This is a genomic window from Dokdonella aquatica, from assembly GCF_051987395.1.
GTDB lineage: Bacteria > Pseudomonadota > Gammaproteobacteria > Xanthomonadales > Rhodanobacteraceae > Dokdonella.
Genome location: NZ_CP197094.1, coordinates 63,067 through 76,102 on the forward strand (window position 1 = coordinate 63,067; position 13,036 = coordinate 76,102).

Annotated in this window: 14 protein-coding genes; 6 read left to right on the plus strand and 8 right to left on the minus strand. The window is 69.5% G+C overall.

Annotation, left to right across the window (positions count from 1 at the left end; translation table 11 throughout):
• Positions 1 to 153: 153 nt before the first annotated feature.
• The 4 genes from ACQQ2N_RS00250 to ACQQ2N_RS00265 all read right to left on the minus strand — a co-directional run bounded on the left by ACQQ2N_RS00250 (position 154) and on the right by ACQQ2N_RS00265 (position 3,568).
• Positions 154 to 2,181 carry a methyl-accepting chemotaxis protein gene (locus ACQQ2N_RS00250; RefSeq protein ID WP_440223657.1) on the minus strand — a complete coding sequence of 676 codons (2,028 nt, stop codon included), beginning with the start codon at positions 2,179 to 2,181 and terminating at the stop codon, positions 154 to 156.
• 61 nt (positions 2,182 to 2,242) lie between these two features.
• The gene (locus ACQQ2N_RS00255) at positions 2,243 to 2,794 is read right to left on the minus strand and encodes a chemotaxis protein CheW (protein WP_440223658.1); all 552 of its coding nucleotides are present in this window, start codon (positions 2,792 to 2,794) and stop codon (positions 2,243 to 2,245) included.
• 11 nt (positions 2,795 to 2,805) lie between these two features.
• A complete protein-coding gene (locus ACQQ2N_RS00260; RefSeq protein ID WP_440223659.1) occupies positions 2,806 to 3,171 on the minus strand; it encodes a response regulator in 366 nt (121 codons plus the stop codon).
• 40 nt (positions 3,172 to 3,211) lie between these two features.
• Entirely contained in the window at positions 3,212 to 3,568 is a 357-nt protein-coding gene (locus tag ACQQ2N_RS00265) for a response regulator (protein ID WP_440225689.1), read from the minus strand.
• A 370-nt stretch (positions 3,569 to 3,938) separates the two neighbouring features.
• Here ACQQ2N_RS00265 and gshB point away from each other — a divergent pair, with 370 nt between their 5' ends.
• Both gshB and ACQQ2N_RS00275 read left to right on the plus strand, forming a co-directional pair.
• Positions 3,939 to 4,886 carry a glutathione synthase gene (gene gshB / locus ACQQ2N_RS00270; protein ID WP_440223660.1) on the plus strand — a complete coding sequence of 316 codons (948 nt, stop codon included), beginning with the start codon at positions 3,939 to 3,941 and terminating at the stop codon, positions 4,884 to 4,886.
• Positions 4,883 to 5,740, plus strand: coding sequence for an energy transducer TonB (locus tag ACQQ2N_RS00275; RefSeq protein WP_440223661.1), 858 nt, complete (start codon positions 4,883 to 4,885; stop codon positions 5,738 to 5,740). The genes gshB and ACQQ2N_RS00275 overlap by 4 nt, the downstream gene beginning before the upstream one ends.
• A gap of 3 nt (positions 5,741 to 5,743) precedes the next feature.
• Here the strand turns inward: ACQQ2N_RS00275 and ACQQ2N_RS00280 are convergent, their stop codons facing one another.
• Positions 5,744 to 6,304, minus strand: a complete 561-nt coding sequence (locus tag ACQQ2N_RS00280) for a type 1 glutamine amidotransferase domain-containing protein (RefSeq protein WP_440223662.1) — start codon at positions 6,302 to 6,304, stop codon at positions 5,744 to 5,746.
• 345 nt (positions 6,305 to 6,649) lie between these two features.
• Between ACQQ2N_RS00280 and ACQQ2N_RS00285 the strand changes: the two genes are divergently transcribed.
• The 4 genes from ACQQ2N_RS00285 to ACQQ2N_RS00300 are packed head-to-tail and all read left to right on the plus strand — an operon-like array spanning position 6,650 to position 10,326.
• Positions 6,650 to 7,213, plus strand: coding sequence for a YqgE/AlgH family protein (locus ACQQ2N_RS00285; protein WP_440223663.1), 564 nt, complete (start codon positions 6,650 to 6,652; stop codon positions 7,211 to 7,213).
• Complete coding sequence (ruvX, locus tag ACQQ2N_RS00290; RefSeq protein WP_440223664.1) at positions 7,197 to 7,673, plus strand: Holliday junction resolvase RuvX; 477 nt, start codon at positions 7,197 to 7,199, stop codon at positions 7,671 to 7,673. Before ACQQ2N_RS00285 ends, ruvX begins: the two co-directional genes overlap by 17 nt.
• Positions 7,670 to 8,611, plus strand: a complete 942-nt coding sequence (locus ACQQ2N_RS00295; protein ID WP_440223665.1) for an aspartate carbamoyltransferase catalytic subunit — start codon at positions 7,670 to 7,672, stop codon at positions 8,609 to 8,611. Before ruvX ends, ACQQ2N_RS00295 begins: the two co-directional genes overlap by 4 nt.
• A 26-nt stretch (positions 8,612 to 8,637) precedes the next feature.
• Positions 8,638 to 10,326, plus strand: a complete 1,689-nt coding sequence (locus tag ACQQ2N_RS00300) for a hypothetical protein (RefSeq protein WP_440223666.1) — start codon at positions 8,638 to 8,640, stop codon at positions 10,324 to 10,326.
• A 24-nt stretch (positions 10,327 to 10,350) separates the two neighbouring features.
• On the opposite strand, the gene ACQQ2N_RS00305 is transcribed toward ACQQ2N_RS00300, so the two are convergent.
• From ACQQ2N_RS00305 to ACQQ2N_RS00315, 3 genes are all read right to left on the minus strand, one after another.
• Positions 10,351 to 11,097 carry a class I SAM-dependent methyltransferase gene (locus ACQQ2N_RS00305; protein ID WP_440223667.1) on the minus strand — a complete coding sequence of 249 codons (747 nt, stop codon included), beginning with the start codon at positions 11,095 to 11,097 and terminating at the stop codon, positions 10,351 to 10,353.
• Positions 11,098 to 11,143: 46 nt separating this feature from the next.
• On the minus strand, positions 11,144 to 12,274 hold the full coding sequence (locus ACQQ2N_RS00310) for a PilT/PilU family type 4a pilus ATPase (RefSeq protein ID WP_440223668.1): 1,131 nt from the start codon (positions 12,272 to 12,274) through the stop codon (positions 11,144 to 11,146).
• 104 nt (positions 12,275 to 12,378) lie between these two features.
• The gene (locus ACQQ2N_RS00315) at positions 12,379 to 12,996 is read right to left on the minus strand and encodes a hypothetical protein (protein ID WP_440223669.1); all 618 of its coding nucleotides are present in this window, start codon (positions 12,994 to 12,996) and stop codon (positions 12,379 to 12,381) included.
• Positions 12,997 to 13,036: the final 40 nt, after the last annotated feature.

The following is a 13,036-nucleotide window of genomic DNA, read 5'->3' on the forward strand; positions in this document are numbered from 1 at the left end:
CCGTTGTCACCCTACCCCGATGTCCGATCGCGAAACACTACGCCCAGCACAGGACCGCCGATGCGCCACGGTCCGCCCCTCCCGTGGCGGGTCCGCGATGCGGCTGGTCGTCCCGTGCGCGCGCGTCGTCTCCGTCGGGGCGGGTTGCGAAAATCAGCCCGGCAGCTTGAAGTCGGCGACCGAGCGGCGCAGGTCGGCGGCCAGGTGGGCCAGGTTGCCGATCGACTCCGCCGTCTGGCTCGCGCCGACCGAGGTCTGCGTCGTGATCTCCTGGATCACGTTCATCGTGGCCGAGATGTTGGTCGCCGCGGCCGACTGCTGGCGTGCGGCCGTGGAGATGTTCTGGATGAGGTCGGCGAGGTCGTGCGAGACCTTCTCGATCTCGCCGAGCGCGAGGCCCGCGTCCTCGGCCAGGCGCGCACCGGCGACCACTTCCGCGGTCGTCTGCTCCATCGAGCTGACGGCTTCGTTGGTGTCGGACTGAATCGTCTGGACCAGCGTCTCGATGCGCTTGGTCGCGTTGGTCGAACGCTCCGCGAGGCGCTGGACTTCGTCGGCGACGACCGCGAAGCCGCGGCCCGCCTCGCCGGCGGAGGCCGCCTGGATCGCGGCGTTGAGCGCGAGGATGTTGGTCTGCTCGGCGATGTCGTTGATGAGTTCGACGATCGATCCGATTTCCTGCGAGGACTCGCCGAGGCGCTTGATGCGCTTGGAGGTCTCCTGGATCTGGTCGCGGATCGAGTCCATGCCCTGGATCGTCTGGCGCACGATCGCGGCGCCCTTCGCGGCGATCTGCACGGAGCGCTGCGCCACGTCGGCCGACTCGGCCGAGTTCTTCGACACCTCGTCGATCGACACCGCGATCTCGTTGATCGCGGCCGACGCCGAGGTGATCTGCTGCGCCTGATGCTCGGCGGCCTCGGCGAGGTGCATCGCGGTGGCCTGCGTCTCCTGCGCGGCGGCGGACACCTGCACGGCGGTCTCGTTGATCGTGGTCACCAGCGAACGCAGCGCCTCGACCGCGAAGTTGATCGAGTCCGCGATCGCACCGGTGATGTCCTCGGTGACGGTCGCCTTGACGGTGAGGTCGCCTTCGGCGAGCGAGCCCATCTCGTCGAGCAGGCGCAGGATCGCTTCCTGGTTGCGCTGGTTGAGCTCGGCGGAGGTCTGGTAGCGGCGCTGCTGGTCGCGCACGAGGGCGACGCCGAGCAGGATGACGAGGATGATCGCGACGCCCGCGGCGACCGCACCCCAGATCGGGTTCGGGAACACGCGCTTGGTCGGCAGTTCGTCGAGGCTCTTGGCGACATCCTCGGCCTTGAGGGCGACATCCTTGCTGTCGACGATGATCGAGTCCGCGGCGCGCTTGATGTCCTGCAGGCCGGTGGCCACGTCGAGGATCTTGCGCACGGGCGCGTCGAGCGCGAGCCACTGCTGGGCCACGTCGGCGAGGATCTGGCGTGCATTCGGCTGGTCGATGCGCGCGCCGGCACCGCCTTCGATCATGTTGTTGAGCACGGACGTGTACAGCGCGGCGTCGCGCGACAGGCCGTCCGCGGCGGACTGGGCCTCGCGGCCACCCTGGCCGATCTCCTGCACGCGGCGGATCATGCGGTCGGCGAGCAGCATCTGGCGCGTCGCGATGTAGACCTGCCCTGCCGAGGCGCTGCGCTCGGTCAGAATGTTGACGACCTCGTTCATGCGCGAGTTGAGCACCGGCATCGTGCCGGCGAAGTCTTCCGAAGTCGCCGCGGTGTCGAGGACGAGGCTCTTGCCGTCGAGGATCTTGGTCGCGTTGACCTGCACGCGGACCCAGGAGCTGCCGAGCGCCTTGAGCGCCTCGCCGACGTCGCCTTCGGCCTCGTAGCCCGGCATGCCGGTCGCGGCGTCGCCCTGGTTGAGGTCGCGGATGAGCTTGTCGATCGTGTTGCGCGTGGACTCGAGCTCGTTGAACGAGTCGAGGTTGCCGCCCGCGGCGTCGGCCGCGTAGGTGGCCAGCGACTGCGAGAGCACGCGCACCTGGGTAGTCAGCGAGCTGGCCTGGCGATCCTCGTTGTTCTTGATCGTCAGCCAGCCGAAATCCACGGCCGCGAACGCGATCGCGAGCACGAGCAGGAAGATCAGGGCGGTATTGCCGCCACCTGGTCGTTCGCTGCCGACCGCACCGGAAGTCGTACTCATCGTCTCCACCTCGCCCCTGGGTTGCGGATCGGGCCGGCGTTCCTCGCCGTGTCCCGGTCCTTCATGCCGATGCCTGCTGGAACTCCGTCGTGCGCACCAGTGCGGTCATGCTGAAGAGACCCCACAGGATGTCGCCGAGCTGCACCTTCTCGCCGACGTACCGGGCGTAGCGGGCATCCTCCTCCCCGAAGGCCTGCGCACGCTGTTCGTCGGAAAAACTTCTCTGCCCGAGCACCTCGTCGACGAGCAGCCCGACGCTGCCGCCGTGCTGGCGCACGACGAGCACGCGGGAGGCCTCGGTGAGCTCGCTGCGCATGCCCTCGATGTGGCCGCGCAGGTCGATCACGGCGACGAGGTTGCCGCGCACGTTGGCCACGCCGAGCATCCACGGTTGCGTGCCGGGCACGACCGTGAGCGCGGGCATGGTCAGGATTTCGTTGACCTCGGAGATGCTGCTCACGAGGTGATGGCTGCCGACCCGGAACCCGATGCCGCGCCACAGGCCCGGCGCGTCGACCTGCTCGGGCAGGCCGGCGACATGCGCGAGGCTGCGCTGCTCGTAGTCGGCCAGCGTCGCGAACGGGGAGGACGGCGTGTCGGCAGCGTTGCCCATGCGCGCGTCCCTCAGGCCGCCAGCAGCGTGTCGATGCGGCTGAGCAGGTCGCGGGCTTCGACCGGTTTGGTCATGAAGTCCTTGGCGCCCTGGCGCAGCCCCCACACGCGGTCGGTCTCCATCGACTTGGTGGTGACGATGAGGATCGGGATGTCGGCCGTGGTCGCGTCGCGACTGAGGTCGCGCGTGGCCTGGAAGCCGTTCATGCCGGGCATGATGACGTCCATGATCACGAGGTCCGGCCGCTCGCGGCGGACCGCCTCGATGCCCAGCTCGGCGCTCGCCGCGCTGCTGACGCGATGTCCCGCCTTGGACAGCAGCGTGGTGAACACGTGCACGTCCGTCGGCGAGTCGTCGATGATGAAGATGTGCGCCACCGCCTTTCCCCTGTCAGTCGAATGGCCATGCCTGGTGTGCCTACTTCCACTCCACATGCCGGCGGATCGCCCCCAGCAGCTCCTCGCGCGTGAACGGCTTCGTGAGGTACTGCTCCGATCCGACGATGCGTCCCCTCGCCTTGTCGAACAGGCCGTCCTTGGAGGACAGCATGATGACCGGCGTACTGCGGAACATCTGATTGTTCTTGATGAGCGCGCAGGTCTGGTACCCGTCCAGGCGCGGCATCATGATGTCGACGAAGATGATCTGCGGCTGCTGGTCGGAGATCTTGGCGAGCGCCTCGAAGCCGTCGGTCGCCGTGACGACCTCGCAGCCTTCCTTGCGCAGCAAGGTCTCCGCCGTGCGACGGATGGTCTTCGAATCGTCGATGACCATGACCTTGAGGCCGCCCAAGCTGCCCTGTTTCGTCTCGTCCACCTGACTAGGACTCCCCAAACCACCTGAGAAACCGACATCGGCGCGGTCCGGGACCACGCCGACTCACCGACCCGGAACGTATCGGGAGCGCACCCGCGGGCACGCTCGCCGGAAGGGTGGAACGGCCGCTGTCGTCCGGCACCCACCGCTTCTTATCCAATACTTGACCAAGCTGTCAAGTAATGCGCCCAAGTCTCTAAATTTGCTGAAAACCTTAGGACTTGGCGACACCCTGACAGGCGAGCCCCCGTGGCCCGGAGTGTAAACTACGCAACCCCCTCGCAACGCGATCGCGCGCACAAATGACCGGTTCGTCCAGGAGCCCCGCATGACCCGCACCCTCGGCGTCCTCATGGACCCCATCGCCGGCATCACGATCAAGAAGGACACCACCTTCGCGATGCTGCTCGAAGCCCAGCGTCGCGGCTGGCGCATCGCCTACATGACCCAGGGCGACCTCGCGATCCGCCACGGCGAACCGTGGGCGCGGCTGGCGCCGCTCGAGGTGCGCGAGGACCCGCACGACTGGTTCACGCTCGGCGAGGCGACCTGGACGGACCTGCGCACGGTCGACGCCGTGCTCGCACGCAAGGATCCGCCGGTCGACGCCCAGTTCATCTACGACACCCATGTGCTGCAGCTCGCCCACGATGCAGGCGTGCTCGTGGTCAACGACCCGCGCGGTCTGCGCGACGCCAACGAGAAGCTGTTCACCCAGCACTTCCCGCAGTGCTGCGCGCCGACCCTGGTCGCGCGCGAGCCGGCCGAGCTCAAGCGCTTCGCGGCCGAGCACGGCAAGGTCGTGCTCAAGCCGCTCGACGGCATGGGCGGGCGCAGCATCTTCCTGTCGCACCACGGCGACCCGAACCTCAACGTGATCCTCGAGACGCTGACCGGCAACGGCCACGCGTTCGCGCTCGCGCAGAAGTTCATCCCCGAGATCAGTGCCGGCGACAAGCGCATCCTGCTCGTCGACGGCGAGCCGGTGCCGTACGCGCTCGCGCGCATCCCGCAGGGCGACGAATTCCGCGGCAACCTCGCCGCGGGCGGCCGCGGCGTCGGCGTGCCGCTGTCCGAGCGCGACCGCTGGATCGCCGCCCAGGTCGCCCCCGAACTGCGCCGTCGCGGCATGCTGTTCGTCGGCCTCGACGTGATCGGCGACTGGCTGACCGAGATCAACGTCACATCCCCGACCTGCGTGCGCGAACTCGACGCGCAGTTCGGGCTTAACATCGCCGGCATGTTGTTCGACGTCATCGAGAACCGCCTCGCGTGAATGCGTCCGCCTCACCCGCCGATCGCTTCGGCGTCACGTTCCTGTTCTCGCTCGTCGCGCATGCGGTGGTCGTGCTCGGGGTGACGTTCTCTTACGCCAAGCGTCCGCCGACGCTGCCGGCGCTCGACGTGATCCTCGTGCAGTCGGCCAGCGGCGAGGCACCCGACAAGGCCGACTTCCTGGCCCAGGCGGCCAACAGCGGCGGCGGTGACTCGGACAAGCCGAAGCGCCCGAGCGATCCGCTGTCGAGCGCGATCCCGAAGCCCACGCAAGGTGTCGTGCCGCGCGCGACCGAGGACGGCGCGCCACGACCGAGCGAAGCCACGCGCGCCGAGCTGCTGACCACGCGCCAGTCGGACGCGGCCGCCGCGACGGCACGCGAGACGCCCGACGCGCCCGACACGCGACTGCCGCTCGAACGCGAGATCGCCGAGCGCAAGCTCGAGATGGCCCGCCTCGCGCAGGAGATCCAGCGCGAATCGGAGCAGTACGCGAAGCGCCCCAAGCGCAAGTACATCTCGGCCAACACCAAGGAATACGCCTACGCCTCGTACATGAGCGCATGGGTCGCGCGCATCGAGCGCATCGGCAACCTCAACTATCCCGACGACGCGCGCCGCCAGGAACTGCACGGCCAGCTCGTGCTGACGGTCGGCCTCAACCGTGACGGGTCGGTCAAGAGCATCGACGTGATCCAGCCGAGCGGCCACAAGATTCTCGACGACGCGGCGATCCGCATCGTCAACCTCTCCGCGCCGTTCAACGCGCTGCCGCAGGGCAGCGAGGCCGTCGACGAGCTCTACATCACGCGCACGTGGCAGTTTCTGCCCGGCAACGTGCTGCGCAACCGCTGACGCTCACGCCGCGGCGCGTGCGCCGGTGCCGTCGATGCAGGCGACCAGCGCCTCGGTGAAGGCCTCGAGGTCGTCGGGCGTGCGGCTCGTGACGATGCCGTGGTCGACGACGACCTCGCGATCGACCCAGCGCGCGCCGGCGTTCTCGAGATCCCTGCGGATCGAGGCGACCGAGGTCACCGTGCGCCCCGCGAGCACTCCGGCATCGGCGAGTACCCACGGGCCATGGCAGATCGCGGCAACGGGCCGGCCGCGCGCGACCAGATCGCGCACGAACGCGCGCACGGTGTCATTGGCGCGCAGCTGGTCGGGATTGAACAGGCCGCCCGGCACCACGGCCCCGTCGTAGTCGGCCGCGTCGGCGACCTCGACCGAACGGTTGACCGCGACCGACTGCCCCTTCTCGAGATGCCGCATGCCCTGGATCTCGCCGGTCTCGGGCGAGATGACGTGCACCGCGGCCCCCGCGCGACTGAGGGCCCGCAGCGGCACGCTCAGCTCGGACTCCTCGAAACCGTGCGTCGCGACGATCGCGACGCGCTTGCCACGCAGGGAAGCGCTCATGGGTGTCTCCTTTCGCAGGGTGAAGGAAGGCGGCCACGACAGCGGCGGTTCCACCCTAGCGCACGCGCGTAAAGATGACGCGAAGAACGTGTTCGCAGGATGTGTCGCACGTGCGCCACGTCGCGGAACGCGAAGGCACGGCGCGTGCCCGCGCGTGATCGTCGCGCTGGCGCGGTCCCCGATGCTGATGCCCTGCCGCGTCGCCTGGATCCCGGCCCGCGCCATGGCCACGGCGCGCCTCGAGCGGACCGGCGGCCTGCCGGCTTCCCCGAGTCGTGACGCGTTGTGACGTTCGCGCGCCCCGCGAGCGTGGCCCGCGGGTCCCCCGCACCGTACAATGCGTGCATGCTCGAATCCGCGCCGCTCTCCAACCAGTTGCTCATCGCGATGCCGACGCTGCGCGACCCCAACTTCGCGCGCGGCGTGGCGTTGCTGTGCCAGCACGGCGAGGACGGTGCGATGGGCATCATGATCAACCGCCTCTCCGAGTACCGCCTCGGCGACGTGCTCGCGCAGATGAACCTGCGTTCGGAACTGCGCGAGGTCATCGATTCGCCCGTGCTGATCGGCGGCCCGGTGCAGCCTGAGCGCGGCTTCGTGCTGCACACGCCGCACGGGGAGTGGGATTCCTCGTTCCGCATCTCCGACGAGATCAGCGTGACGACCTCGCGCGACATCCTCGCCGCGATCGCCACCGGCCACGGGCCGCGCAACGCCGTCGTCGCACTCGGCTACTCGGGCTGGAGCCCGGGCCAGATCGAGCACGAACTGCGCGAGAACGCGTGGCTGACTGCACCCGCGAGCAATACCATCGTCTTCGAAACCCCTCTCGACGAACGCTGGCAGGCCTCCGCGGCGCTGGTCGGCGTCAACCTCACGCGCATCTCGCCGTATGCCGGCAACGCCTGAGCCGGCGCCTGCGTCGGCTGCCGGCGGCGGCAGCGTGCTCGCGTTCGACGTGGGCCGGCGCATCGTCGGCGTCGCGATCGGCCACCGCCTCACCGGTACCGCGCGCGCACTCGCGGCGGTGCCCGCGCGCAACGGCGCGACCGACTGGGACGCGATCGCGAAGCTCGTGCGCGAATGGCAGCCCGATGCGTTCGTGGTCGGCCTGCCGCTCGCGCTCGACGGCGGCGAACAACCCATGAGCGTGTTCGCGCGTGCGTTCGGCGACGAGCTGCAGAAGCGCTTCGCGCGCCCCGTGCACGCGGTCGACGAGCGCCATACCTCGCGCGAGGCCGCGCGCCGCTTCGCCGCGCAGCGCGCGGCAGGCACCGCGAAACGCAAGCACGCCGACGCGATCGACGCGCTCGCGGCCCAGATCATCCTCGAAAGCTGGCTGGCCTCCGCGCCGGCGACCTCCGCATGAACGACATCCAGATCGGCGCCGACGGGCGCCTGCGCCACCTTGTCACGCTCGACGGCCTCGGCCGCGAGCGCATCACCGCCCTGCTCGACCGTGCGGCCGCGCTGCGCGCCGCCGCGGCAGCCAGGCAGACGCCTCAGCTGCTGGCCGGGCGCACGGTGATCAACCTGTTCTTCGAGCCTTCCACGCGCACGCGCACGAGCTTCGAACTCGCCGCGCGACGGCTCGGCGCGCAGGTGCTCAACTTCGACATCGCGAGTTCGTCGACGAGCAAGGGCGAGTCGATCGAGGACACGCTGGCCACGCTCGAGGCCATGCACGCCGATGCGTTCATCGTGCGCCACAAGGAAAACGGCACGCCGGCGCGCCTCGCCGCGAGCGCGCATCGCGCGGCGATCCTCAATGCCGGCGACGGCAACCACGCGCATCCCACCCAGGGCCTGCTCGACGCGCTGACGATCCGCGACCGCCACGCCGACCTCTCCACGATCACCGTGGCGATCTGCGGCGACATCCTGCATTCGCGCGTCGCACGCTCGGACCTGCACGTGCTGCGCGCGCTTGGCGTGCGCGAGCTGCGCGCCTGCGGCCCGCGCGCCTTGCTGCCGCCGGCGGGCGAGCTGCCCGGCTGCACGGTCACCGAGGATTTCGACGCCGCCGTCGAGGGCGCCGATGTCGTCATCATGCTGCGACTCCAGAAGGAGCGCATGCAGCAGGCCCACGTCGACAGCGAGGCCGCGTACTTCGAACGCTACGGTCTCACCCCGGCACGCCTCGCCCGCGCGGCGACGGACGCGCTCGTGATGCATCCGGGCCCGATGAACCGCGGCGTCGAGATCGATTCGGCCGTCGCCGACGGTCCGCAATCGGCGATCCTGGCCCAGGTCGCCAACGGCATTCCCGTGCGCATGGCCTGCCTGGCTGCGCTGCTGTCCCCGTAACACCACACCACCAAGGAACCGGTTCCATGCTCGACAACCGATTGCTCCGCACCGCCGTGCTCGGCGGTCTGCTCGCGCTCGCCGCCTGCGGCAAGAAGGACGATGACGCCTCGCCGCTCGCGTTCGTGCCGGCCGACACGCCGTTCGTGATCGCCAACATCGAGACCGCGCCCGACGCCACCGTCGCCGCGTGGTCGCGCCAGATGCAGGCCGCATGGCCCTCGATCATCGGCCTCTACGAGCAGATGCTCGCGACGCCGACGCCGGACGATGCCGATCCGCGCGTGCAGACCGCTCGCCGCGTCGCGCAGGCGCTGATCGACGAGGTCAAGCAGCGCAACACCCCGGAAAAGTGGGCCGAAGTCGGCCTGGGCCCGAAGTCGCGCGGCGCGCTGTACGGCGTCGGCCTCGTGCCGGTCATGCGCGTCGAACTCGGTGATCCCGACGCCTTCCGCGCGATGGTCGCGCGCGTCGAGACCGCCGGCGGCGCCAAGCTCGGCACGCTCGAGGTCGGCGGCCAGGCGGTCTGGACGATCGACGTCGAGAAGGTCCGCGGCCTCATCGCGATCCAGGACAGGCACCTCGTCGCGAGCCTGCTGCCGGTCGGCGCCGACGACGCCCTCGTGCGCCGCGTGCTCGGCCTCGACAAGCCCGAGCAGAACCTCGCGGGCACCGGCGCGCTGGCCAAGCTCGAGAAGGAAGAAGGCTACAAGCCCTACGGCAGCGGCTGGATCGACCTGCGCCGCGTCGTCGCGCTGGTCGACAAGGACCCGGGTTACCAGGCTTTCGCGAAGCTGGTCAGCGAAGCACCGGCGCCGATCGACGACACCTGCCGCAGCGAGCTCGACGGCGTCGTCGCGCAGATGCCGCGCCTCGTGCTCGGCTACACGCGCCTGGAGCCCACGCACATGGACATGACCATGCGCCTGGACCTCGCCGCGCCGATCGCGCAGTCGCTGCAGACGCTGTCGGTGCCGCCGCCGGGCTCGGCCGCGCCTGCCGGTGCGCTGTACGACATCGCGTTCTCGCTGCCCGTGCTCAAGATCAAGGACTTCCTGCTCGCGCGCATCGAGCCCGTCGTCGCCACGCCGTTCAAGTGCCCGGCCTTCGCCGACTGGAACGTCAAGGCCGTGGAACTCAAGGAACAGCTCTCGCAGTTCGTGCCGCCGCCGCTCAGCGACTTCACCGGCCTGCGCGTCACGCTCGACCGCTTCGCATGGCCCGCGGATGGCGAACCCGACGTCGCCGCGCGCGTGCTCGTGGCGAGCTCGAACCCGGCCGCGATCGTCGGCATGGCCCAGCTCGCGGTGCCGGCGCTGGCCGAGCTCAAGCTCGCCGCCGACGGCCAGCCCGTGAAGCTGCCGGAAGGCCTCATTCCCGACAGCATGGGTTTCGCGCCCGACGTGAGCGTGGCGATGAACGACAAGGCACTCGCGTTCGCGACCGCCGGCGGCGACCTGCCGGGCTACCTCGCCGCTCCCGCGGCCAGCGATGGCCAGCTCATGCGCACCGCCTACACGGGGTCGTTCTACACGCTGCTGGGCGACCTCATGACGCGCTTCTCGGCGATGCTGCCCGAGAAGGAGCGCGCCAACCTCGACCAGCAGCGCGAGCTCTACGCACTGTACGCACAGTGGTTCAAGCACTTCGACGTGCACGTCAACGCGACGCCGAAAGGCCTGGAGATCGTGCAGAAGGTCGAACTCGCGCCCTGACGGGCCAGGCCGTCGCGCGCGGCGTCAGTCGCGCGTGACGTACCAGCGCCGGCCGGCCCATCCCGGGCCGGCCGCGCCATCCTCGAGCGAGACCACGAGGCGCACGCCGGGATGGCGCGCGAGGCAGGCCGCGAGCCACGCCTCGTCGAGGGCGTGCATCTCGAACACCGCGCCGCGACGCCACGCGAGCCGCCGCAGCACGTTGAGCCAGCGGTTCGGGACGTTGCGGTAGAAACGCCCGCGCCAGCTCGCGTCGGGTCCCGTGACGAACTGGAAACCGGCCACGCCACCGGGGGCGAGCACACGCAGGAACTCCTCGACGTAGCCTTGCGCGAGCACGGTCGGGATGTGCTGCAGCGTCATGCACGAGTACACGAAGTCCACGCTCGCATCGGCGACCATCGGCAGCCGTGGCGTCGCGTTCTCGACGAACCGCGCATTGTCGATGTCGGCATTGAGGGCACGCGCGGTGTCGAGCATGCCGGCCGAGACGTCGATGCCGAGCGCCTCGTCGAAGTGCATCGCGAGCGCGCGCGTGAGACGCCCCGCGCCGCAGCCGAAATCGAGCGCGAGGCCACGCCGGCGCGGCAGCCCCCAGGCGACGAGCGCGGCCACCTGTGCGTCGATCTCGGCACGCCCCGTGGCGAGAAACTCGTCGGCATCCCAACGACCGCCGCGCTTGTCGGGCCGCGACAGCACGGCCCACAGCGGATCGTCGCGCCCGAGCGTCGTCCAGACGCGGCGCAGGTGGTCGAGCTGGGCCTGGCTCATGCCTGGACCCGCGGCGCCGTGGAGGCGCCGCACACGCGGACAACGGTCATGAGGTCTCGATGAGCTCCACGCCGTCGAGGCCCTGCGACAGCGTGTGCGCGTCGCCGCCTTGCGCGAGCTTGATCTTCAGGCGCACCTCGTTGGACGAGTCGGCATGGCGCAGCGCGTCCTCGTAGGAGATCTCGCCGGCCTGGTAGAGCTCGAACAGGGCCTGGTCGAACGTCCGCATGCCGAGGTTCGTCGATTCCTTCATGACGTCCTTGAGCTTGTGGATGTCGCCCTGGCGGATGTAGTCCTGCACGAGCGGCGTACCGAGCAGCACCTCGATCGCGACGCGGCGCGACTTGCCGTCCGGCGTCGGGATCAGCTGCTGCGCGACCACGCCCTTGAGGTTCAGCGACAGGTCCATGAACAGCTGCGAGCGCCGGTCCTCGGGGAAGAAGTGGATGATGCGGTCCATCGCCTGGTTGGCGTTGTTCGCATGCAGCGTGCACAGGCAGAGATGGCCGGTCTCCGAGAAGTTGATCGCGTGCTCCATCGTCTCGCGCGTACGCACCTCGCCGATCATGATGACGTCGGGCGCCTGGCGCAGCGTGTTCTTGAGCGCGTTCTCCCAGGTGTCGGTGTCGATGCCGAGCTCGCGCTGCGTGATGATGCAGCCCTCGTGCTTGTGCACGTACTCGATCGGATCCTCGATCGTGATGATGTGGCCGGTCGAGTTCTGGTTGCGGTAGCCGATCATCGCCGCGAGCGAGGTCGATTTACCGGTACCGGTCGCGCCGACGAAGATGATGATGCCGCGCTTGGTCATCGCGAGCGTCTTGATGATCGGCGGCAGGCTCAGCTCGTCGACCGTCGGGATGCGCGTCTCGATGCGGCGCAGGACCATGCCGACGCAGTTGCGCTGGTAGAAGCACGACACGCGGAAGCGGCCGACGCCGGTCACGGCGATCGCGAACTGGCACTCGTGCGTCTTCTCGAACTCCTCGCGCTGCGAGGGCGTCATGACATTGAGCACCATGTCGCGCGACTGCTGCGGCGTCAGCGCGTTCTGGGTGATAGGTGCGATGCGCCCGTGCACCTTCATGGACGGCGCGACGCCCGCCGTGATGAACAGGTCGGACGCCTTCTTGTGCACCATCAGCTTGAGGAACGAGGTGAAATCGACGCTGCTCATGTCCATCTCCGTGCACCGGGCGCGGCCGGGATCGACGGCATCTTACACCGCGCCATGCCGGCGCCACTGCGACCGCCGACACGGCCACGATGCGGGCATCGGCGTCAGCGGCGCTGCGTGACGGCCCGCAGCGACATCCCCAGCAGCAGCACCGCCAGCAGCAGCATGCCGGCTCGCGAGCCCCACGGCAGCGTCACCGGCTCGGCAACGCCGTTCGCGACGGGTGGCCACGGTGCCTCGGGCGGCTCGACGACCGCGGGCTGGTTCACGTGGTAGAACGCCACGAGGGGCGGGAAGCCGATGCGATCGCGATTGAACGCGCTGCCGAGCCCGTACACCCCGGCCACCACCTCCTCGCTCGCACCGACCCGGTAAGGCGGTGCCGTCGCCACGCCGTCGGCATCGGTGAGCACGCCGAGCGGATCGTCGGGGCCCACGAAGGCGCCCACGGACGCGGGCGCGGCCCCACCCTGCTGGGCCGGATACGCCATTCCGTTCCTGAAGAACCACACCGTGAGTCCCGGCACCGGGCGCCCCTCGACATCCTCCACCTTCACGGCGAAACGCTGTGCGAGGACCGTGCCGGGCGACGCGCTGACGGCATGCGCGCCCACGAACGTGATGCGCGCGCGCAGGTTGTCGTTCTGCAGGTGCGCGGATGCCACGGCCGGCGCGACCAGCAATGCGATGCCGGCGAGGGCCGGCGCGAACTTCCCGATCATGTCCCACTCCCTCGATGGACGGACGACCCGTCGTGTCCCC